At 70.1% G+C, this 20,360-nt stretch carries 26 protein-coding genes and 1 pseudogene; 22 read left to right on the top strand and 5 right to left on the bottom strand.

Going from position 1 to position 20,360, the window contains the following annotated elements; translation table 11 throughout:
• The 21 genes and pseudogenes from GA0115259_RS04345 to GA0115259_RS41485 form a co-directional block, all read left to right on the top strand.
• The coding region (locus tag GA0115259_RS04345; protein ID WP_093591056.1) for a chromosome segregation protein ParM at positions 1-1,812 on the top strand (1,812 nt) is incomplete at its 5' end.
• A gap of 77 nt (positions 1,813-1,889) precedes the next feature.
• Positions 1,890-2,078, top strand: coding sequence for a hypothetical protein (locus GA0115259_RS04340; RefSeq protein WP_093591040.1), 189 nt, complete (start codon positions 1,890-1,892; stop codon positions 2,076-2,078).
• Positions 2,079-2,149: 71 nt separating this feature from the next.
• A complete protein-coding gene (locus GA0115259_RS04335) occupies positions 2,150-2,707 on the top strand; it encodes a DUF6197 family protein (protein ID WP_161230280.1) in 558 nt (185 codons plus the stop codon).
• Positions 2,708-2,790: 83 nt separating this feature from the next.
• The gene (locus GA0115259_RS04330) at positions 2,791-3,579 is read left to right on the top strand and encodes a hypothetical protein (RefSeq protein ID WP_093591037.1); all 789 of its coding nucleotides are present in this window, start codon (positions 2,791-2,793) and stop codon (positions 3,577-3,579) included.
• A gap of 278 nt (positions 3,580-3,857) precedes the next feature.
• Positions 3,858-4,103, top strand: coding sequence for a hypothetical protein (locus tag GA0115259_RS04325; RefSeq protein WP_093591034.1), 246 nt, complete (start codon positions 3,858-3,860; stop codon positions 4,101-4,103).
• Entirely contained in the window at positions 4,100-4,396 is a 297-nt protein-coding gene (locus tag GA0115259_RS04320; RefSeq protein WP_093591031.1) for a hypothetical protein, read from the top strand. The genes GA0115259_RS04325 and GA0115259_RS04320 overlap by 4 nt, the downstream gene beginning before the upstream one ends.
• A gap of 88 nt (positions 4,397-4,484) precedes the next feature.
• Positions 4,485-5,279 (top strand): hypothetical protein, encoded by a 795-nt coding sequence (locus GA0115259_RS04315; protein ID WP_093591028.1) that lies wholly within the window; start codon positions 4,485-4,487, stop codon positions 5,277-5,279.
• 140 nt (positions 5,280-5,419) lie between these two features.
• Positions 5,420-6,016: a hypothetical protein gene (locus GA0115259_RS04310; RefSeq protein WP_093591025.1), complete on the top strand. Its 597-nt coding sequence runs from the start codon at positions 5,420-5,422 to the stop codon at positions 6,014-6,016.
• A gap of 106 nt (positions 6,017-6,122) precedes the next feature.
• Positions 6,123-7,076, top strand: a complete 954-nt coding sequence (locus GA0115259_RS04305; RefSeq protein ID WP_093591022.1) for an ATP-binding protein — start codon at positions 6,123-6,125, stop codon at positions 7,074-7,076.
• Positions 7,073-7,426: a hypothetical protein gene (locus GA0115259_RS04300; protein ID WP_176732427.1), complete on the top strand. Its 354-nt coding sequence runs from the start codon at positions 7,073-7,075 to the stop codon at positions 7,424-7,426. Before GA0115259_RS04305 ends, GA0115259_RS04300 begins: the two co-directional genes overlap by 4 nt.
• 10 nt (positions 7,427-7,436) lie before the next feature.
• Positions 7,437-7,772 carry a hypothetical protein gene (locus tag GA0115259_RS04295; RefSeq protein WP_093591019.1) on the top strand — a complete coding sequence of 112 codons (336 nt, stop codon included), beginning with the start codon at positions 7,437-7,439 and terminating at the stop codon, positions 7,770-7,772.
• 281 nt (positions 7,773-8,053) lie between these two features.
• Entirely contained in the window at positions 8,054-8,362 is a 309-nt protein-coding gene (locus GA0115259_RS04290; RefSeq protein ID WP_093591016.1) for a hypothetical protein, read from the top strand.
• 185 nt (positions 8,363-8,547) lie between these two features.
• Positions 8,548-9,210, top strand: coding sequence for a GGDEF domain-containing protein (locus tag GA0115259_RS04285; protein WP_093591013.1), 663 nt, complete (start codon positions 8,548-8,550; stop codon positions 9,208-9,210).
• Entirely contained in the window at positions 9,207-9,644 is a 438-nt protein-coding gene (locus tag GA0115259_RS04280; RefSeq protein ID WP_093591010.1) for an ASCH domain-containing protein, read from the top strand. The genes GA0115259_RS04285 and GA0115259_RS04280 overlap by 4 nt, the downstream gene beginning before the upstream one ends.
• Before the next feature lie 187 nt (positions 9,645-9,831).
• Positions 9,832-10,197, top strand: coding sequence for a hypothetical protein (locus GA0115259_RS04275; RefSeq protein WP_093591007.1), 366 nt, complete (start codon positions 9,832-9,834; stop codon positions 10,195-10,197).
• 58 nt (positions 10,198-10,255) lie between these two features.
• Complete coding sequence (locus GA0115259_RS41490) at positions 10,256-10,669, top strand: hypothetical protein (protein WP_202449652.1); 414 nt, start codon at positions 10,256-10,258, stop codon at positions 10,667-10,669.
• 160 nt (positions 10,670-10,829) lie between these two features.
• Positions 10,830-11,612, top strand: coding sequence for a hypothetical protein (locus GA0115259_RS04265; protein WP_141716446.1), 783 nt, complete (start codon positions 10,830-10,832; stop codon positions 11,610-11,612).
• 76 nt (positions 11,613-11,688) lie between these two features.
• Positions 11,689-12,036, top strand: a pseudogene (locus GA0115259_RS04260) (hypothetical protein); the annotation flags it as partial.
• Between the two features lie 95 nt (positions 12,037-12,131).
• A complete protein-coding gene (locus GA0115259_RS04255; protein WP_093591001.1) occupies positions 12,132-12,551 on the top strand; it encodes a hypothetical protein in 420 nt (139 codons plus the stop codon).
• Positions 12,552-12,617: 66 nt separating this feature from the next.
• On the top strand, positions 12,618-13,673 hold the full coding sequence (locus GA0115259_RS04250) for a DUF5131 family protein (protein WP_093591046.1): 1,056 nt from the start codon (positions 12,618-12,620) through the stop codon (positions 13,671-13,673).
• A 343-nt stretch (positions 13,674-14,016) separates the two neighbouring features.
• The gene (locus GA0115259_RS41485; RefSeq protein ID WP_202449650.1) at positions 14,017-14,310 is read left to right on the top strand and encodes a hypothetical protein; all 294 of its coding nucleotides are present in this window, start codon (positions 14,017-14,019) and stop codon (positions 14,308-14,310) included.
• Positions 14,311-14,417: 107 nt separating this feature from the next.
• On the opposite strand, the gene GA0115259_RS04240 is transcribed toward GA0115259_RS41485, so the two are convergent.
• The 5 genes from GA0115259_RS04240 to GA0115259_RS04220 form a co-directional block, all read right to left on the bottom strand.
• The gene (locus tag GA0115259_RS04240; protein WP_093590998.1) at positions 14,418-15,638 is read right to left on the bottom strand and encodes a plasmid partitioning protein; all 1,221 of its coding nucleotides are present in this window, start codon (positions 15,636-15,638) and stop codon (positions 14,418-14,420) included.
• Positions 15,635-16,795, bottom strand: coding sequence for a ParA family protein (locus GA0115259_RS04235; RefSeq protein ID WP_093590995.1), 1,161 nt, complete (start codon positions 16,793-16,795; stop codon positions 15,635-15,637). Before GA0115259_RS04235 ends, GA0115259_RS04240 begins: the two co-directional genes overlap by 4 nt.
• Before the next feature lie 172 nt (positions 16,796-16,967).
• On the bottom strand, positions 16,968-17,330 hold the full coding sequence (locus GA0115259_RS04230) for a hypothetical protein (protein WP_093591043.1): 363 nt from the start codon (positions 17,328-17,330) through the stop codon (positions 16,968-16,970).
• Positions 17,331-17,510: 180 nt separating this feature from the next.
• Positions 17,511-18,023 (bottom strand): hypothetical protein, encoded by a 513-nt coding sequence (locus tag GA0115259_RS04225; protein WP_093590992.1) that lies wholly within the window; start codon positions 18,021-18,023, stop codon positions 17,511-17,513.
• Positions 18,024-18,153: 130 nt separating this feature from the next.
• Positions 18,154-18,459, bottom strand: a complete 306-nt coding sequence (locus tag GA0115259_RS04220) for a hypothetical protein (RefSeq protein ID WP_093590989.1) — start codon at positions 18,457-18,459, stop codon at positions 18,154-18,156.
• Positions 18,460-18,868: 409 nt separating this feature from the next.
• On the opposite strand from GA0115259_RS04220, the gene mobF reads away from it, so the two are divergent.
• The coding region (gene mobF / locus GA0115259_RS04215) for a MobF family relaxase (protein WP_256097899.1) at positions 18,869-20,360 on the top strand (1,492 nt) is incomplete at its 3' end.

The raw sequence follows: 20,360 nt of genomic DNA, 5'->3' as shown, positions 1-20,360 counted from the left end.
GGCGCGGTCGTGCTGCCGTTGTCCCGCCACACCCGCCGCCACCACCGGCCCGCCCTCGCCGCCCCCGCACCCAGCTTCGGACCGCCGCAGCCCGCCCCTGTGCCGGAGCCGTCCCCGGCGCAGCCCGACGACGGCGCGGACGCTTTCACTGGGCAGGTCCGCCAGCTGTGGGAGAACCGCGGCATGCCCGGCCGCACCATCGTCATCAAGGCCACCCCCCACCCCGGAATGCCGAACGACCTGTCGCTGCTGCTGCGCGCCTCCGAGGCCGGACGGCCGGTCTCCGGACTCACCGAGGAGGCCGTCGCCGCCGCGTTCGGTGTCGAGGAGACGGACGTGCGCATCGAAGCGGTGGCCCGGCAGTACGGGCGCGAGGGCGGCCCCGGCTGGAAAGAAGTCCACGTCATCCCCGACCTGAACGAGCGGCGCCGCAAGGCGCCCACCGACCACGAGTGGTGGGCCGACCGGATCGGGCAGGCAGGCGGCCCCGTCCCCGGCTCGCTGTTCGTCAAGAAGATCCGCGACAAGGCACGTGGGGTTACCCACTACATCGCCCAGGTCCCCGACGAGATGGGCGAGCCGCGTGTCAACCTGCACACGCTGGCGGCCGCGCTGAAGACCAAGTACGACGAAGGCCGCCTGTTCGTCACCGTCGACGGCAGCCAACTCCTGGTCTCCCTGTGGGACTCCAGCCCGCTCGCTCAGGTCTTTCCCGCGACAAGGCAGCTGCTGACCCCCGACGCGGACGGCCGATGGGTGACCGGCTACCTCGGCAACGGCCAGCCCGCCCGCAACCGCGTCTACACCGACCGGGGCGCCGCCCACGGCCTGTTCGTCGCCCCCTCCGGCGGCGGCAAGACCCAGCTGATGGCCCTGCACGTCGCGGCCGACGCCCTGTTCGGGGCCGTGGTGTGGCTGGCAGCGGAAGCCCCGGACGAGAAGGCAGCCATGCTGGGCCAGTACACCGACCGCTACGGCGTCGGCGCCCTCTACATGGTCCGGCTCCTGCGAGCCCTGGACGCACTGATGGAGATCCGCGGCGCCATGCCGTGGGAGGACGGCAGGGTCTACGACTGGGACCCCAACCTGCCCGGCTGCCCCTACCTGATGCTGTCCGCCTACCTCGATGAGTTCCTCTCCGCCGCCCGCCACGGCGACTACGGCGCAGAGATCATGGACCTCGCCGAGAAGGTCTCCGTCAAGGGCCGCAAGTACGGCATCGGCCTCAAGGTGGCCGGCCAGTCCATCTACGTGCAGGACGGCTTCACACAGCTGCTGTGCGAGAACCTGCGCGAAAACTGCATCCCGGTCGTGCTGAAGGTCGCCCCCAAGAAGGTCACCGCCATGTTCACGGCCCTCGGTATCTCCTCCGAGAACATCCCCGACCCGCTCCCCCGCTCTTTCTCCCCCGCAGAGCAGGGCCGGATCGAGCGGGTGATGCGCGGCGAGCCCGAGCCGCCCGCCAACTCCAACACCGGCGGCGCCGGCTGGATCGTCGAAGCCAAACAGCCCGACGTCCTGCGCACGCTGTTCGTGGACTTCAAGGCCGGCCTCGACGACTACTTCCCCGACATCACCGCCACCCTCACCGACTACGAGATCCGCGAACTCGATGCCCGGGACCTCTGGTTCGACTGGACCGAGCCGCCCCGGCCCGGCGAGTTCGGCCCCGAACCGGACGACGACGACACCGACGACGCCCCCAGGGGCGGCGGCAAGGGCCGAGGCGGCGGGAAGCCCGCAACACGCCGCGACACGGTCACCTCCCCCCGCCAGGCGCTGGAAGCCATCAAGAACCTCTCCAGCGTCTGACCCACACCCCCAACTCGCCCGCAGGGCCCGGCCGCATCCGGCCGGGCCCTGCCCACACCTGGAAGGACATACCACCCGTGGCCGTATCGATCTCCGCCGTCGTCCTGCTCGGCATCATCGTCGTCATCCTGCTCCGAGGCGGCTCCATACGCCTCTGGCCCGCCCTGGCCTGCACCGGCTTCGGCTTCTTCCTCGCCTCCACCGGCGCCGCCCCCCTCATCCGGGCCGCGATCAGCGCCGCCACCGGCTGGATCCCCAGCATCTGAAACCGCCCCGGCCGCCGGCCTCGAAGGCCGCCGCCCCCATCCCCGTGCCTTCGACGCCCCAGGGAGCCCCGATGCCCCAGGCCCACTTCTCCTCCGCCACCCGCCACCCCGTCCCGGCCAGCACTGCGCCCGCACCGCCGGCGGAACTGTCCCTCGAGGAACGCCTCGCTTTCGTCAACGCGCAGATGACCCTGCGCCTCGACGAAGCCGCCGTGGCATACGAGGTCAACGCGGCGCACATCCCCACCACACCCGTCGACCTGGCCGACGTCGTCACCGGCCCCGTCGACACCGACACCGGGCCCGCCGCGCTGCCAGCCCCGTACCCGACACCGGTCGCGGCCCTTCTGCAGCGTGCCCATCACCGGCTGCTCGCCAGCGGCTGGTGCGGCGGCGCTCTGGTCGACGAGGACGGCGCCTTCTGCATGCTCGGGGCCATCCGGATCGAGGCCCACGGCGACAGCGGCCTGGAAGCCGCCGCGGCCGCCGTGCTCCTGGACGCGATCCGCCGAACGTACGGCGATGACGTCGACTCCGTGCCGTCCTTCAACGACGCACACGGCGCGGGCCGTATCCCGCTCCGCATGGTCGACCAGGCCGCCACCCTCGCCGACACCCACGGCCTCTGAGTCCCGTCCGGACCACCCGCCTCGCACCCGAACCCCTCGCGGTCGCCCGCGAACCGCACCGACACACAAGGAGATCTGCCGCCATGCAGTCCAACAACCACACCCGCCACCCCGAACAGCCCGCGAAGCAGCTCGACTTACCGCAGCCTCCGCCCGCCCCCAAGGCAGAGAAGCACTCCCGCACCGCCGCACTGCGCACGTGGTGGAACACCGCATGGGCCGAGGGCGGAATGCTGCACGCGCGGTGGGAGGACCTGCGCCGGGCCCCGAAGGACGGCTGGCACGGCATGGCGACCTGGGTGAAGACGACACTGGGCCTCGCCGGGTTCTGCGCGATCGTCATCCTGCTGAACGGTGCGGCCGACGTCCTCTCCGAGGCGCTGTACCGGCTGGCGACCGCCATTCCGACCGTGCAGATCGGCACCGACACCTCCACCGGAGTGCTCGCCGTCGTCGACCAGCCGGTACGTACGTACATCGCGCAGCACTCCGCCGGCCTCGCCGTCAGCGCCTCCGCCCTCTATGCGCTGTGGCAGCTCACCGGCATCACCGCCTTGGTCCTGGGATGGCTGACCCGGAACAACGGCGTACGGCTCACCTGGACCGCATGGGGCGCGGGCACCGTATGGATGGTCTGGACGGCCACCCCGCACACCAGCCGCCCTGTCGCCGCCGGACTCGCCGTCCTCGCCTGGACCCTGCTGAGCGCGTTCGCGCTGCGCGGCCTGACCCTGCGCCGCCGCGTGGGCTACCCCGCGGCGCGTCCCGCCACGGTCACCGTCCGGCCCGAAATCCACATCCTGGCCCTGATCCCGGTCCCGGCTGCCCCCGGCGACGACCACACAGACACAGTCCGCCCGTTCCAGCGCTGACCCCCGGTCGCTCCGCCTGGCCCTCGCGCACCCCGCCCCGGCGCGGTGCGCGAGGGCCGGACAGGCCGACCGGCCGCCACGTACCCGACGTCCAGGAAGGACACATGTCTACCCACTCCATGATCACCCCCTTCGACACGGAGGGAGAGCCCACCCCGTCCCCGGGCGCGTGGGCGCGGGACATTTCGCTGACCGACGCCCCCCGGCCGACCCCTCCACCTACACCGCTCCCCCGGCAAAGCACCGGCTTGCCGCCTGATCCGAGAGGACCACCGCCCATGACCACCGCTGTCCGCGCTTCCGCCTTCACTGAGCCCGAGCGGCCCAAGAACCTCCAGATCCGGTTCGTCACGCTCGGCGGATCGTTCGTCGACGTCATCGGCCTCGGTGAGCACCTCAAGAACCGGTGGAAGTGCCACGGCTGCAAGGACACCTCGCGGTTCCCGGAGGAGGACTACCTGTTCAGCATCCGCGAGAAGGCGAACGCTCACGCCGCCGCCTGCCGCGCGATCCCGCTGACGTGACCACCCCCCGCCACCCGCGCGCCGCCCTGCTGCTCGCCGCCGCCGTCCCGCTCACTGCGGCGACGGCCACCGCCGTACTCAAAGCCAGCCACCTCAAGCTCTACGCCGACCGGCACCGCATCGAGCTGAAGCCTCAGCCCCGCCGCTCCTGCCCCGACCGCCGGGGCGCGGGCGGCTGGTGGGTCGACGGCGCGAACCCGGAGATGGAGGCGTGCAGCTGCTGGGCCGACCGGCGCGAGCTGCGCATCCGGCTCCTGCCCGTCCCGGCATGGCCGGACGAACCCCCGTTCTGACGGATCCCCGTGCTGCCCCGGCCAGCTACAGGCGCTGGCCGGGGCAGTGCGGAGGACCGGACAGCCCGGCCCGAACCTGGAGGACCCTGTGGCACAGATCAGTTTCCCCCTCGACCAGGCGAACGAGGCGCTCGATCAGTTCCTCAACGACGGCGCGCGTGAACGCGACGGCCGCCGTATGGCTCGCAACGTCCTTGACGCCCAGAACAGGGACTGCCTGGCCGTCATCATCGACCCCGCCGAGCACCACGAACTCCTCGACGCCCGGCGCGCGTTCCACAAGTCGCAGCAGCCGAAGGACGACGCCAGCCTGCCGCCCGGCTACCGGCCCTACCTCCACTCACCGAACGCCACCGTCAACAGGCTGCTGCCCACCGAACCCCTGAACGCTCCTCTGGCCCACGCCCTGTTCAAGAAGGCGTTCGAGGAACTTACTTCGGACGAACGGGACTACGTGACCGGGGTCGCCATCTCGGTGCTCCTGCGGGCCACGTTCGATCCGGACAGCCAGGGCGCCGTACCGATCCTCATGGTTTCCCATTCCGACGACGACCCGGAACCCCGCCAGTACTGGCGGCTCGCTTACAAGACCGACATCGACGGTCTGTTCCTGCGCGCCGACGCCAACGGGATCTTCGGCGAGGAATGGTCGATCGTGACCGGCTCCGGGTGGCGGATCGCTTCCGGCTGGTGGGACCGCGAGGACGCAGGCCGCGCCGTCGCGGCGATCGCCCGGGTCCTGCCGTACATCGACTGGATGGACACGGACCCGGACGACTTCACCGACCGCTCGAAGAACGCGCTGGCAGCCACGATTCGCCGCTACCACTACGCCGGGATCCGCGAGAACCAGAGCGAACCGGAACCGCTCACCGCCCACTGACACGAGCCCCCGCCGCACACCGGCGGAGGCCTGCAGTAAGACCCACCATCCACAGCACGGGGCGGCCGCAGCATCGGCGAAGAGGCCGGCCGCCCCGCGCACCCCTCGCATCCCGAACCGAGATGAGGAGCACCTTCAGCATGACCGATCGCCCGCGCACCATCGAGTCCCTCGCCCTGATGGGTACCCTGGCCGCCGTCTTCGACGGCCTGCACCCGCTGTGCGATCAGTGGGTCCAGAACAGCAAGGACGCCGCTGCCAAGGGCGTCCACGGTGACCATCTCGTCTTCCGTGACGGCACCCCCGTCACCGAGAACCCCTGGCACAGCGCGCCGACGATGACAGCGTCCGCGTTCGGCCGCCGCGCCGTCGCCCGGCACGTCGCCTCCTACAGCGCCGTACAACTCGCCGCGACCGTTGCCGTCACCCGCGCTCTCGGCTACCGCGTTCCGGCAGGGGCGCTGCTCGCCGGGGCCGCGATCAACGCGGGGACTCACGCGCTGATCGACCGCCGCGACCCGCTGATCTGGCTGGCGAAGAAGTGCGGCAAGCACGGTTACATCCAGCACGCCACCGTTGTCCGCAAGGTCGGCACCGCATGGCCCGAGCCGGTCCAGGACACCGCCGGGCCCGGCACAGCGCTCATGGAGCTCGACCAAGCACTCCACCGCGCCATCGGCATCGGCGCCGCGGCCGTCACCGCCTGGCTCGCCACCCGCAAGCCCAGCAGCCGGTGACCGACGCCTCGTGCCCGCTGCACGAGGCCGCCGCCCTGATCACTGACAACGCCGGGCAGCGCCTGAACTGGGCTGCCCACGCCCTCGACCCGCAAGGAGATCTCATATGACGACCGGGCTGACGCCGCTGTACCCGCAGCTGCCGGAGAACGCGCTGATCGTGCTGATCGGCGCCTCCGGGGCCGGGAAGACGACGCTGGCGAGCACCTGGCCCGCCTTCCAGGTCCTCTCGCTGGACGCCCTGCGCGGCTGGGTGAGCGACGACGAGGGCTGCCAGGATGCCAGCGACGACGCCGTTGACATCCTGCACCTGCTCGTGGAACGCAGGATGGCCCGTCGGCGCAACACGGTCATCGACGCGACGAACGTGTCCAGCGCCGCGAGGGCCCCGCTGGTCGCCGCTGCCAAACGCCACGGCATGCCCGCCATCGCGGTGGTCCTGGCGACGCCGGAGGACGTGTGCTTGGCACGACAGGTCCCGCGCCCGGACAACCGGACCGTCCCGGACGACACGGTCCGCGCGCAGCACAGGGCCCGGGTCCACTCCCACCAGTCGCTGCGCGGGGAGGGCTTCAACGAAGTTCTCTTCGCGGAGAATCTCTACCGCTTGGAGCCGTTCCTGCGGCGGCTGAGCGAGACCCGCGGCGCCGACCTCGGGCTGGACGGCGGCGACGGCCTGGGCAGCCTGCTCCTGGTCCGCCGCATCTTCGGCCCCGAGATCCTGCCGCTGTGGCAGTGGAAGGACGGCTCGGACATCGCGGGCGGCGACCGGGTCGCGGAGATCCGCCTCGGTCAGCTGTACCTCACCCTCGCCCTGCGCCAGGACGTCGACGGCGAGGGCGACTACGGCTTCGACGTCATGGTCCCCTGCCCGTTCGACCCCGAGTGCAGCGGCTACGCCTGGGTGCCGGCCTACAGCGTCAGCTGCCTGCACCGCGCGCTCACAGGCCAGTTGGACAACCACGAGGACATCGCCTGCACGGTCCACGGCAGCTTCGACGACGTCGACCAGGAGGCCGACGACCACGCCGCACAGGCGCTGGAGGCGGCCCGCGGATGACCACCGAGCCCGCCACCGGCTCCTCTTCCGGCTGGGACCAGGCCATCTACCGGTGCGGCCGGTGCGGAGCCCAGTCCACCGTCACCACGGAAGAGGCCTACCTCCAGGCCGTCGGTGTCCACACCGACGCGCACGCCGTGTGGGACCGCCTCAATCCCATGGAGCGCGACGGCTTCGCCTCCATCCTCCGCACGATCCTGTCGGCGCCGGACCTCGGATTCGAGTTCCTGGCCCTGGCCGACAGGCGGCAGCACACGGGAGACACGCAGTCGTCCCCGGCCGTGCTCGGCACGAACACCCCACAGCCCGACTCTTCGCCGTCGAACGCGACGGCCCGAGCCACCGAGTAGGAGAACCGCCATGCCCACCACCGTGATCACCGCCGCCGACATCATCCGCCACTACGCCGCCGCCATCGCCTATGTCGCAGAGAAGGACAAGGACCAGGCCACCGACATCGGCACCTTTGCCGATCAGCTCGGCACCGCGGCCCGCAACTTCTTGATGGCCCGCATCGACGGTCACGAGGACGTGCAGACCGCTGCGGCTTTCCTCCACGAGGCCCACGTCTCGATCGACGCCAACGAGCGCACCGTGTTCCTCCGCAAGGCCGACAAACTCCTTGCGCCCATCGTCTGGGACATGACCGAGGAGTACCGCGGCATGGTCGGAGATGGCGACGAGGGCGATGGCTGACGATCAGCCCGCAACAGGGCGCCAGCTTTCCCTATCCGGGTGGTGCTGGATAAGGCCGGCTACATCCGCGCCGCCCGCGTGTCCAGCATCGGCGGCCACCGCGTGGCCGCGACCGCCGAAGACCCCGCGCATAGCCCGGTGACAAACCGAGTAACGGTCCGGGCCTGTCGCTACCAGGCCCGGACCCGGGCGCACCGCCGCACCGTCCACGACCCCGGCCGCGACTAAGGCGACGCCGCACGCCATCACCACCCGGCTCGACTTCTGACAAGGAGGCCCTCATGGCCGTCCAGACCGTTCAGGCCGACACCTTCACCGCGCTCGACAACTGCTTCACCAGGGACCTCGCCGCCCTCATCGGTAGCGACCCGCCGCGCAGCCTGACCCCGAACCGGTTCATCGACCTGGTCGAAGAGGTCCGCGACGTCCTCGCCGACTCCCGCCTCGGCAACTTCCAGGACGCCAGCGATGACCTCGACTCCGCCGCCGCCTACCTCACCGACGCACTGATCGAGCCCGGCGCCGGCCAGCCCGTGCTCCTGGCCCGCGCGCGGACCCACCTGCGCGATGCCATCGAGACGGCCAGCTGATGAGTTGAGCGCGCTCTGTGCCCCCCGGACCCCGCACCCGCCGGTGCCGGGGCGGTCGCAGTGGCCCCTCAGCCCAGCAGAGGACCACACACGAAAACCCCGGGACGGGACACACAAAGGCGTCCAAACCAAATGCCCGTCCCGGGGCTGCCCCATCCCGTACAAGACGAGAGGGAATCCCCAGTATGACCGCCCCGACCCGTCCGAGCAGGACACTTCACATCACCACAGCTGTCCTGCCGCTGGCCGGCTGGACCGTCCACGCCGTGGTGATGCACCGGCGCCTCGCCGCCGCGGGCCGCGATCCGCTTACCGGTGCCCTGCGCCGCGACGGATTCACCGCCCGCGCCCAGCGCCTGGTCGACCGCCACGACGACACCGCCGTCCTGATCGCGGACCTCGATCACTTCAAACAGCTGAACGACCGGCTCGGGCACACCCCAGGCGACAGTGCCCTCGCCGCGGTGGCGGCCCGGCTCATGGAGTGGGCAGGCCCGCGCGGAGTCGTCGGCAGGCTCGGGGGCGACGAGTTCGCGGTCGCTACCCGGATCAGCCCCCGTCACCGCGACCTGCGGATCGAGCAGCTCGGGCACCTCCTTGCCCTGCCCGTCCCCATCGAGGGCGAGCCCGTACATGTCGGTGTCTCCGTCGGCGCCGCCACCGCCCACGTGACCGGCACCGCGGATCTCTCGGCACTCCTGAGGACTGCTGACACGGCGATGTACGCGGGCAAGCACACCGGGATCCCCGTCCAGGCCCGCCCCGGCGATCCCGCCGCCCCCAGCGTCAACGGCCGACGCGCCGGGCGCCCCGGCACCAGCACCCACGCCATCAGGAGCGCCGCGTGAGCCTGACCCCCGAGACCGTACGGGCCATCACCATCCGCCAGCCCTGGGCCACGGCCATCGCTCACGGCACCAAGCGCGTGGAAAACCGCAGCAAGCACTGGAACTGGCGGGGTCTCTTGCTGATCCACACGGCCAAGGCGGTCGACCGGCCCGCGCTGCATGACCCGCTGGTCGCCACCGCGATCCGCGGACACGACCTGGAGACCGGCGCGGTCATCGCCGTCGCCCGGCTGGCCGACTGCCACCCCGACTGCCACGACAGCGCCGACGGGCCGTGCAGCCCGTGGGCGCAGCGCGACGCTCACCACCTCGTCCTTGCCGAGGTCCAGGCGCTGCCCCTGCCTCTTCCCTGCATCGGCGCCCTCGGACCCTGGCGGCCGCCGCAGAGCGTCCTGGACCAGGTCCTCCTCCAACTGCCCGACCTGCGTGCCTGACAGGACGCCGCAAGAAGCCTCTGTGGGAGCCGGGCCTGATCCCGGCCCCTGGCGGCCTCCTGGAGGCCGGGGGCGGCTCCGGGCGCGGCAACGCCCCGGGGATGGTCCGCTCCGTCGCTGGCCATGCCGCCAGTCGGACGCTCCCCCGGGGCTCCTTCACTTTCGCATGTTCAAGGAGCCCTTCACCATGCAGCCTTCTGTACTCCCCCTGGACCGCCTCATAGGCCCCGTGCACGCTGCCCAGTTCATCAACAGCCTGGTCGGCGACCTCATCACCCAGGACCTGCTCGCGGAGTCGGTCGCCTACCGGCTCGTCTGCGAAGGCGTCCTGGCGGGCGACTCGTTCCTGCTGGCCGACCCCGGCCAAGCATGGGCCCTGCGCCCCGGGACCACCGACCCCGCTCCGGGCCTGCTGCTCGTCATCCGGCGGGACGCCGACCAGCTGACGGTCGAAGACGAGCACGGGCAGCGGCACCGGATCCCGGTCTGCGCCCTGAAGACCTACGAGCTTGACCAGTGGTTCTGGGCGCGCGACGGCGAGCCCACCTCGTGACCAGCGACACCACGAGCACCACCCATCCGCACACCAACGACATGGAAGGCAGGACGCGGTGAGCGTCATCGGACAAGAGGCCGGAATCGAGCACGGCTCGATGCGCGGCTACCGACAGCACACCTACCGGCGGATCAAGGCGACCGAAGAGTGCGGCTGCCTCGCTGCGGTGCGGGAGCACCAGCGCAAGAGCAAGCCGGTCACCGGGCGCAGCGAAAAGCAGAAGCAGTGGTTTGGCGGCCAGTTCGTACACAGCGGCACCGGGTCGCAGCCCGGGCGCCCGATCCTTCCGCCCGGTGACTGCCCGACCGACGGGTGCGGGCAGGAATGCGCCGGGCGTACCGTCCAGCGCCTCGGCTGGGTCCGCGTCCACGTCCAGGGGTCCGAGGTCCCGCCCCGCACGTTCTGCTCCGGCTCCTGCGCCACGGTCGGCATCGCGCTCGCCGAACTCCGTATGAAGCCCACAGCCTGAACCGGCGGGCCGCTACATCCATGTCCGGCCCGGGGCGGCCGCCGGCTACGAGCCCGGCCGCCCCGGCTGCCACCCAGCCACCACCACCGACGCCGCCCAGCGGCAGACGAGGACACACCGTGAAACTCCGCATCGACCACCCGGACCTGGCGGCCGCCAGATGACTCCAGCCGTCCCGCAGCACCGCACCACGGCGCACGCCGATCCCATCACCCCCGCACAGGAAGGCCCTTTCATGACGAACGGCACCACCCACCTCACTCGCCTGCGCACCCGGATGCTGGCCACCGCCTACTGCAACGCGGACCTCTGGACCCAGCGCACCGCCTTCCTCACCGACCAGGCCGTGGCCGCCCTCGCCCACCGCGACCCCGCCGCAGCCGAGGACCTCGCCGCGCAGCAGCTGGCCCCCGAATTCCTCCACGACACCCAGATTCTGGGCGCGGCCGTAGAGGCCGGCATCGACACCAGCACCTGGCCGGAGCGGCGCGAGAAGATCCAGGCCTACGCCCGCGAGGCCGCCGGGCTCGACCCGCACTTCGACCCGGCCACCGAGGCCCACCGGCTGTGGGCCTCCCTCCGCAGCCACTACCCGCAGATCGCGGCTGCACTGGCCGATAACCTCAGCGGCCTCCCGGAGTCCTGGCGCGAGGACCTGTTCACCCCCGCCCGCCCGACGCTCAAGAACATTCCCGGCCCGGAGACGGCACCGTACGACCCCACGGACTGGGAAGACTGCGAGGCCTGCGGCGAAGCCCAGGATCAGTGCCGTTTCCACAGGGGGTTCTTCGCCGGCCAGGAGTACCAGTCCGACCTGGTCAAGACCCTCCTGACCGACGGCGTCGCGATCGAGCATGTCCAGGAGCGCCACGCTGAACTGGAGCGACTCCATGCCCAGACGACGACGGCCCCGGACAGGGACGAACCCGCCGCCGCCCTCTGAACCATCGACCGGGGCGGCGGCCGCCCGCGGCTCCGGCCGCCCCGGTCCCCTGCCCACCTGTGACGAAGGGACCCTCATGCACCACCAGACCATCAACGCCTCTGCTCACTCCCGCCCGCCGATCGTCGCGCTGTGCGGGTCGACCAGGTTCTGGGAGCAGCTCGCCGAAGCCAACCTGTACGAGACCGCGGCCGGACGGATCGTCCTCGCACCCGGATGCAACCTCAAGCAGCCCCACGCGCTGTGGACGGACCCCGCCCAGGCCGACCGGCTCAAGCCGATGCTGGACGTACTGCACCGCCAGAAGATCGACCTCGCAGACGAAGTCCTCATCGTCAACCCCGACGGCTACATCGGCGACAGCACCCGCAGCGAGATCGAATACGCCCGCAGCATCGGCAAACCCATCCGCTACACCCACCCGTACGAGCAGGCGAAGACGACCGCGGCGGACAGCATCACCAAGGAAACCGAAGCCACCGTGACCCCAGCGGTACAACCGTTCATGGAAAGCAGCCGATGAGCGCTCCCCCCGAACGGCACCCTGCCGACGGGCTGACCCTGGCAGAACTTCGCACGGAGCTCCGCCACCTGATCGCGCTCGCCGACAGCGCGGAGCGCCCCAAGCCCACCCGCATCAACCCGGCCGGCCACGCCATGCCCGGACACGAATGGGAGATCAACCAGCGCGTCCTTGCGAAAAACTTCCAGACCATCCCCACGTGGCTGGTGCGCACCGTCGATGAGTCGGAGGTCGCCGACGCGGTGTACGTGTCCTCGCCGGACTGCACGCATCCCACCGACGACTTCATCGCCATGCCGACCGAAGACGCACGCCGTCTCGCCATGGCACTACTGGCCGCAGCCGACCGCGCCGACCACACAGCCCTTGGCATCACCCGCCTTGAGGACAGCCGGAAACCGCAAAGCGGCCGATGAGCCGCTCCTCCTCAGGCCTCTGACACCGGCCTGGGAGGTCCATCCCCCCATCTGGGAGACATGATCGTGTCGGACACCACCACCATCGAGTGGACCGAAGCCACCTGGAACCCCGTCACCGGCTGCACGAAAGTCAGCCCCGGGTGCGACCACTGCTACGCCGAAACCTTCGCCGAACGGTGGCGCGGTACCCCCGGCCACCACTTCGAGAACGGCTTCGACATCCAGCTGCGGCCCGAGCGGCTGCTGGTGCCGCTGCGCTGGAAGAAGCCCCGCCGGATCTTCGTGAACTCCATGAGCGACCTCTTCCACGACAAGGTCCCCGACGAGCACATCGCCCGCGTCTTCGCCGTGATGGCGCTCACCCCGCAGCACACCTACCAGGTACTCACCAAGCGCCACGGCCGGATGCGCGCCCTGCTCTCCAGCTTCGCCTTCCGCCAGGCATGCGAGGAGGCCGCATCCGCGATCGTCAGCGACGACGCGACGCCGGTCCCCCAGTACCGACGTGATGCGTACATGAGGCAGTGGTGGAGCCACTTCGCCAAGCCGCTGCCGAATGTGTGGCTCGGGGTCTCCGTGGAAGACCAGAAGCGGGCCGACATCCGCATTCCCGCGCTCCTCGACACCCCCGCAGCCGTTCGCTTCCTCTCCTGTGAACCGCTCCTCGGACCCGTCGACCTCTTCGGCCTGATCGTCCCCGGCCGTGGCCGACCCAAGCTCACCTACTGGCTCGACGGCCGCCCCGGATGGGGAGCACCCCACACCACCAGCACCGGCCTTCAGATGCAGTCCATGGAAACCGGACCGCGCATCGACTGGGTCATCGCGGGCGGCGAATCCGGCCGCGGCGCCCGACCCGCACACCCTGACTGGTTCCGCACCCTCCGCGACCAGTGCGCCCACTCCAACGTCCCCTACTTCTTCAAACAATGGGGGGAGTGGGCACCCACCGGCGCCCTCGTCATCCGCAACAGGCCCGTGCCTGGCAGCGAACTGGTCGGCGACCCGGTCGACAACCGTGGACACCGCATCGAGATGCGCCGCATCGGGAAGAAGGCAGCCGGCCGCGCCCTGGACGGCCGCCACCACGACGCCTTCCCGGCCACCATCCCCCGGTGACCGGCCGCGTCTACCTCGAACGCGGTGAGCCCGTCACCGTGATCACCGCGTTCAGCACCCGCCGCGCCCCCGAAATCACCGGCGACTGGCTGGACTTCCACTGGCCCGGCCGACCACCCGCAGCCGGACCCCGGAACGTAGCGATCCGCCGGGCAGACGGATCCACCACCATCCGCCCCTTCCGGGGCCTACGCCGCCCGCCATCAGAAAACGCGGCCGCCACCGCGGCCTGTACATCACCGGCATCAGCGGTCCGGACAGCGACGACGATGCCCACCCCGCCGCGTTCGTCGCACTCGGACACCAGCTGTGGTCCGCCGTCATCGAAGCTGCCGCCGCGTACATGGACCGCATCCACGGCTGGCACAGCCTTCACCTGTACCCCGACGACGACCCGGCGGAGCTCATCCCCCGCATCCCGCGCGCCGTGCACACGCACGCCGTGATCCTCCGTCACCCACACCCCGACTATCCCTGCGGCTGCGAGTGGGACGACACCTGGCGCCTGATCTACGCCCCGCCTGACGAGCCGGACGCCGTCCCGATCACTGCCATGCGACACCCCTCCGCCCCGGCCGTCTCCGCCCACATTCCCAACCCCGACCACGACACGATGTCCGCGACCTGGGCGGCTTGAGCCAGGCCAGCTGTCAGAATGGCCAGCACCCAAAGGGGGTCCTGTCCTACCCGGTTCACGACGGGTAGGACAGGACCCCCCTTCTGCGTTTCAGACCAGCTCTGATGTCAGGCAGGCAACTGCTCGTGCTCGGTGAGTTCCCGCACGAGCGCCACGTATTCTGCGGGCTGCTGCTCACGTAGGACCCCGAGCCATACACGAGCCCCCCGCGCAAAGTCTTCGGCAGTCATCTTCAAATGCAGATGCTGAACGATGTAGAAGGCATCGTCGTACGGCAGCCGACGAGGTTGCTCAACCTCTGAGGCAGGCGGAACGCTGCCCGCGTCGGCCACGGAGGGCTCGCGGTCTTCCTGCGCTGTCGGCTGACGCTGGGCCGGTGGCTTCGCCGGGCTCAGCGCCGGTTCGCCTACCGGTTTGTTGTCCGTGGACAACAAACTCTTGTCCTCGCACCCCGCCGGCGCCTCCCCCGACGGGACCTCCTGACCGGTCGACTCCTGCTCGACGGAGTTGTTGTCCGCGGACAACAAACTGGGGTCCCCAGCGCGCAGCGCCTGGAGTTGGATGCGTTCCTCGGCTTTGGCCAGGGCCATCGCGTCCTTCGACGCCTTCAAATGGTCCAGAAGCGCGGCTGCATCCAGGCCGGAGTTGTCCTTGGCGTACCGGGCGAGGGACCGCCCATCGCGCTCAGCGAGAGTTCCAGCGCTCAGCATGGTCTGCAGTTCTGTTGGCAGCTCAAGCAGCACCAGTTGGTTCGTCACCCACGACCGGTCCTTGCTCAGCCTCTCGGCCGCCCGCGTCCGGGCACCGCGTTCCGTGGACTCCGCGCACACAGCCACCAACTGTTCCACACCGCGGGCACGCTCGATCACGTCGAAATCCTCCCGTTCAAGGTTCTCCTTGAGCAGGTGGTTTATGAACTCTTCGCGACTGGAGGCGAGATCATCGCGGACAACGAAGTCCAACGTGTCCAGACCAACATGGACGGCGCTGTGGAAGCGCCGCTCACCGTTGACCAGGACGTGGCCTGCCTCGCCGATCCGGTCCGCATGGTCCGGCCACAGTGCGAGATAAGCTGACCGGGTCACAGCCACGCACGCGGCCAGCTGTGCCTGGCGCAACTCCTCGCCGAAACGGAGCTTGTCCTCGTCCGTGCCGAAGTTACGGCGCGGATTGAGAGGAGTGGGGGAGACCTCGTCCAGCCGTAGCCGCACCAGTTCGTAGACGGGAACGTCTCCCTGGGCGACGGCCTTGGCCCGGCCTCGAGCACTTCGACCGCGCCGGGCGTCACTGAAAGAGGCGCCGGTTCCCAGCCGGTCTGCGACGCTCATCCGCTGATCCTCCGTGCGATCGCCCGCATTGCCTCCGCCTGCTCGCAATAAGGGGCGTACGCCAACAACGGTTCCTTCATCCGCACCGCCTCCCGCTGATCCTTCAACTCCGGCACGACAGCCAGCACCGGAGGATCTCCGATCTTCTGCCACTCCTCCAGGGACGACGTCGCGACATAGCCCTTCCGGCTGTCGTACATGTTGACGACGAAGCCGAGCTGAGCGATGACGACCTCTATGTCCTCAATCAGGTCCTCGATCTGCTCTTCGAGCATGTCATAGGCATCAGCCGACGAGTCCTCGGACAGCACCGGGATGACGATGCCCGAAGTGCTGTCTTCCTCGCCTTCACGGGTGCGGCAGTAATAGATGGCCGTGTCCATGCTGTAGCCGAGGCTCGGAGGGCAGTCCACGACGATGAAGTCGAAGTCGTGTTCCAAAGGCTCCAGAGCTTTCTCCAGGGCAGTCTCCTTGATCCTGACGAAGCGACTCGTGGCCAGCTTGGCGTCAAGGAGGAAAGCGTCCTTGCAGGCCGGCAGGAGCCAGAGATGGTCCTCGAAATCACCGCCCTTTATCGGGATCAGAAGGTCCGTGAGCGTCCCATCCTTGACCTCACCGAGCATGTGCTTGGCGAGGCTGGGGGCGTCAATGTCGATGAGAGGATGACCGAGCTGCTTGGTCAGGTGACCCTGTGGGTCAAAGTCGACCAACAACGTGCGGTGCCCGGTTTCAGCGAGAGCCTGGGCAACACCGGCGGACACCGAAGTCTTGCCGACACCGCCCTTCTGGTTGCCGAAGATGAAACGGCGAGCGCCAGTGACCCGCTGCGGCTTGGGCCGCGGTGACGGGTGCTCATCCAGCCACAGCCGGATTGACTGGGCAATGCCCTGGTTGTAGGAGATACCGCGGGACTTGCAGACCTTCCTGAGCTTGTCGTACAGCCCGGTCGGCAGATACGTAGCGAAGGACGTCCCGCCAGCGGTGTCCACGATAGGCCGGACGCTCTTGGCCTTCCGCCAGGCTTCGACGCCCTGGGTCACAGCGTCCTGGATGTCAGTATCCACCTCGGCAGCACGGACCTTGAGCTCTTTCCGTAGCTCAGAGGGTAGTTTGGCTACTACCTTTTCCCGATCGTTCGGGTCGTATGGGACAGTCATGGCGCTACCTTACTCACCTTCTACGCTGGCGCCTCTGATTGGTACAGCCCACAAACCCGATGTCACGCCGTTACCTTTCGCCGCGCGTATACGAGGCGCAGGATGGGAGCTGTGGAGAGTCACGGACAGATCCGAACAGGCCGTCCAGACGACAGCCGGGCACCGGGAGGGTCTACTCGGGGATGTGGATGCCTTGGTATCCGTGTCCGAGTCCGCGGCGCCGGGTCCGTGTCGCCCGGGAGATGGGCAGCGGGACGGTAGCCGTTCCGGTGGTGGGTTCGTCGTCCGGGGCCTGGGTGCCGATGTGGCGGAGCAGGGCGGTGGTGGCGGCCGGGATGGTGGCGAGGATCCGTGCCGCAGCTGGGTCGATCGTGGACAGTGCGGTGACGAGCATGCCGATGGCCTCAACCGTGTCTTCCACGGCACTGATGCTCCACGTCCTGGGGCCGGCGGTGTCGGCGAGTGCGCAGGAGGCGTCGGCGATGTCGGCGGCGAGGGAGTCGACTGCGGGGGCGGCCCGGTTTGGCAGGCGCACGCCCGGACTGTCGGTCTTCGGTGCGGGGGGTGTTGCCGGGATGGAGATGGTCCGCCTGGTGACTGTCACACCGTCATGATCAACCCAGCTGAGGGGTGTGGGTGCCTGCCCCGTGGGAGGGGAGGGACCCGGCCCAGTCAGGCCGGGTCGGTGGTACCGGGTCCCCCGGGCGCGGTGTGGTCAGAACTGCAGCCGGTCCTTGTATCTGGGGGCGAGGACGCAGTGCAGTCCCTCGATGAAGCCGGGCCCCCACCGGTGGTCCGTCCCGTTGTCGATGTGCACGGTGTCCGAGGCGTTGTCGGGCGGGCTGTTGTCCACGCGGAGCTGTAGCCAGCGGGCGGTGACGGGGTCGGTCGGGTCGTCCAGGTCGTGGCCGTGGGCACGGAGCCGGGCATCCCAGCGCCGCCGGAGGTCCAGGTCGTGCTCCCCGGGCGCGCGGGTGAAGAGCTCGTCCACGTGGATGCGGTGGACGTCGGCGGGAGCGATGCCCCGATCCTGCGCGATGATGTACAGGGCGGTCGTCAGGGCAGCCCCGCCGTCCGCGTGGATGACCCCGTCCCACGACATCGTCGTGTCCGGCCATACCGGGCCCAGCAGTTGCAGGGTCCGCTCCCAGGCGGCGTGCCACTGCTCGGGCCCGCCCCGGTCCTCGTCCTGCCACTGCCTGAGCTGATCCAGCACCAAAGTCGCCATGCCCCCTATCCTGCCGCCCGTTACCGGCCGGCGGGAGCGCCCCCGGGGCCTGGCCGTGCCCGGTAGCGTGAGCGTGAACCAGTCGCGCCGACGCCGCGGTCACGGTGACCCGCTGCCGTTACGCGGTGGGTCAGGGGCCGGTGAGGATGTCGTGGGTGCCGATCCGGCGCCAGATGATGTGCTGCGTGCCGGGCAGTATTGCCTTGCCGTATTGCCAGGTCGCCCGTCCGTTGCCGTCCCAGGTGAGTTCGTAGACGCCGCGTGCGCACTGGACGCGTTTGATGCGTAATCCGGTCCGGAAGGTCCCGCCGTGGCGGAGGCCGCGGAGATCGGGGACGAAGGCCCGTGCGACGACGTGCTGGAAGCGGTGGCGCTGTTGGGGGGTGAGGCGGTTCAGGTCGGTGGTGAAGCGGGGTGTGGCCTCGTAGGTGGGCACGGTGGTCTCCTCCTGGAAGCACGAAGCCCCCGGCCGGTGGCCGGGGGCGGAGAGATCTCGCTCGGGTGGAGGGGGTCGGGGTGACGTAGTGCATGAGGCGGTGTCTTGGCCGTTGTCCGGGGGGCGGTACGTGAAGGTGCGCTGGATACCGCCGGTGTCGTTACTTGGTGTTTTTGAGGTGTGTGAGGCGCGTGTGACCGGGTGCCGCGCAGCATTTGCATGGCCCTGGTGGTGTCCGCCGGGCGGGCGCGGTGCCGCCGGAAATGCCCGCTGGACGGGATCGGCGGTGAAGTTCCGGTGAACTGTCCCGCCGCACGGGATTACGCTTTTCCGCAGGTCGGAGACGGTGTCCCCTGTGGGGATGCTGAGTGTCGCGAAGGTTCAGAGGCGTAACTCGTGGCGGTATTACGTGCGCGGGGTCGCGTTCGGGGACGGCCGCCGTCCGGTCGGCCAGTTCCTCAAGGCCGCCCAGGAGGCGGCCGGGCTGCCGCCGGGGCGGTGGTTGGGGCGCGGCCTGGCCGGGCTCGGGCTGACCGAGGGCGCGGAGGTGTCCGAGCGTCAGCTGGAGTTGCTGTTCGGCGAGGGCCGGCACCCGGACGCCGACCGGATCGAGCGGCACCTCCTGGACGGCGGCGCCGATGCGGCCACCGCGCGGCGGGCGACCGTGCTCGGGCAGCCGATCGAGGAGATCGAGGCCCGCAATCAGACCCCGCTGCTCGCCCTCGATCTCACTTTCCGTCCGCAGGCGTCCGTGACCGTGCTGTGGGCGCTGGGAGACGACCGGACCCGCCGGGTCATCGAGCGGGGGCACGAGCGGGCCATCGACAGGGCACTGCGCTGGCTCGAGGACGAGGTCGCGGAGACCCGGTGGTCTTCCGGTCGCGGCCGCGCGAAGACGCCGGCCTTGGTGGTCGCGGCGTTCCGGCACTTCGACAACCGGGACGGCTTCCCGCTCCTGCATGAGCACTGTCTGGTCCTCAACCGCGTGCAGCGCCTGGACGGCAGCGGTGAGCCGGTGTGGGGCGCGCTGGACACCCGCCGTCTCTACCGGCATGTGGTGGCCGCCGGGACGCTCTACACCCTCGCGATGACGACGGAGGTGTGCGAGGAGCTGGGACTGGCGACGGTGCCGAGGGAGGTGACGGCGGGCCTGCGTCCCGTCATGGAGATAGCCGGTGTCGACTCCGACCTCATCGACTGGTCGGCCACCCGCCGCCAGCAGATCGAGGACGTCTTGGAGGGCCTCACCTACAAGTACGCGCAGAAGCGCGGGCGACTACCCGGCGAGAAGGCGCGGAACGGCCTTGGGTGGTGGGCGGCGCAGGACACCCGCCGTGAGAAGAAGACCCCGCGCCCGCTGGAGCAGCTGCTCGTGTGGTGGAAGGCGTCCGCGCTGCTGAAGTTCGGCAGGCAGATGATCGACGGGCTCCTCGACCGCTGCCGCGCGGCGGGCGTGGCGATCCGGGCCCGGGTGGACCCGGTGGTGGACATCGCGCTCGCCGCCGTCGACGTCGCCGCGGTCGTCTTCACCGTGCGCGGCAGGTTCGCCCGCCGTCACGTCCTGGCCGAAGCGCGTCGGCACCTGCTGGAGACGCTGCGCGGCCAGGAGTTCACGCGCGGCCTGGACGACTACATCGCGGGCCGCGCCCTGTCCGACCACTCCCGTCAGTCCACCGTTGCCCAGCCCGGCCGCCGGGCCCCGGCCGCCGACCAGGTCTTCTACACCGCCGACTTCGCCGAGCCTGATCGCTGGTGGATCGCCGGCGCCGACGGCGAGCCGCCCCGGGAGTCGTCCCGCTACGAGCGGGCCCAGGTGGCCAGCCTCGCTATACGCAACGCGATCCGCGCCGCCCGCACCGCGCCCGCCGGGAAGGGTGACCCCCCGGCCGCGACGTTGGCCG

The sequence above is a fragment of the Streptomyces sp. MnatMP-M17 genome, assembly GCF_900091995.1.
Classification (GTDB): Bacteria; Actinomycetota; Actinomycetes; order Streptomycetales; family Streptomycetaceae; genus Streptomyces.
Note: the sequence above shows the minus strand (reverse complement) of the source record. Positions and strands in the feature narration are given on the sequence as shown.

What these genes read in the sequence shown, in the direction of transcription:
- GA0115259_RS04255 (WP_093591001.1), top strand. Translation starts at nt 12,132, where the DNA reads ATGAGCGCTCCCCCCGAACGGCACCCTGCCGACGGGCTGACCCTGGCA.
- GA0115259_RS04330 (WP_093591037.1), top strand. Translation starts at nt 2,791, where the DNA reads ATGCAGTCCAACAACCACACCCGCCACCCCGAACAGCCCGCGAAGCAG.
- GA0115259_RS04275 (WP_093591007.1), top strand. Translation starts at nt 9,832, where the DNA reads ATGCAGCCTTCTGTACTCCCCCTGGACCGCCTCATAGGCCCCGTGCAC.
- GA0115259_RS41485 (WP_202449650.1), top strand. Translation starts at nt 14,017, where the DNA reads ATGGACCGCATCCACGGCTGGCACAGCCTTCACCTGTACCCCGACGAC.
- GA0115259_RS04295 (WP_093591019.1), top strand. Translation starts at nt 7,437, where the DNA reads ATGCCCACCACCGTGATCACCGCCGCCGACATCATCCGCCACTACGCC.
- GA0115259_RS04335 (WP_161230280.1), top strand. Translation starts at nt 2,150, where the DNA reads ATGCCCCAGGCCCACTTCTCCTCCGCCACCCGCCACCCCGTCCCGGCC.
- GA0115259_RS04325 (WP_093591034.1), top strand. Translation starts at nt 3,858, where the DNA reads ATGACCACCGCTGTCCGCGCTTCCGCCTTCACTGAGCCCGAGCGGCCC.
- GA0115259_RS04300 (WP_176732427.1), top strand. Translation starts at nt 7,073, where the DNA reads ATGACCACCGAGCCCGCCACCGGCTCCTCTTCCGGCTGGGACCAGGCC.
- GA0115259_RS04310 (WP_093591025.1), top strand. Translation starts at nt 5,420, where the DNA reads ATGACCGATCGCCCGCGCACCATCGAGTCCCTCGCCCTGATGGGTACC.
- GA0115259_RS04225 (WP_093590992.1), bottom strand. Translation starts at nt 18,023, where the DNA reads ATGGCGACTTTGGTGCTGGATCAGCTCAGGCAGTGGCAGGACGAGGAC.
- GA0115259_RS04235 (WP_093590995.1), bottom strand. Translation starts at nt 16,795, where the DNA reads ATGACTGTCCCATACGACCCGAACGATCGGGAAAAGGTAGTAGCCAAA.
- GA0115259_RS04265 (WP_141716446.1), top strand. Translation starts at nt 10,830, where the DNA reads ATGACTCCAGCCGTCCCGCAGCACCGCACCACGGCGCACGCCGATCCC.
- GA0115259_RS04240 (WP_093590998.1), bottom strand. Translation starts at nt 15,638, where the DNA reads ATGAGCGTCGCAGACCGGCTGGGAACCGGCGCCTCTTTCAGTGACGCC.
- GA0115259_RS04290 (WP_093591016.1), top strand. Translation starts at nt 8,054, where the DNA reads ATGGCCGTCCAGACCGTTCAGGCCGACACCTTCACCGCGCTCGACAAC.
- GA0115259_RS04305 (WP_093591022.1), top strand. Translation starts at nt 6,123, where the DNA reads ATGACGACCGGGCTGACGCCGCTGTACCCGCAGCTGCCGGAGAACGCG.
- GA0115259_RS04285 (WP_093591013.1), top strand. Translation starts at nt 8,548, where the DNA reads ATGACCGCCCCGACCCGTCCGAGCAGGACACTTCACATCACCACAGCT.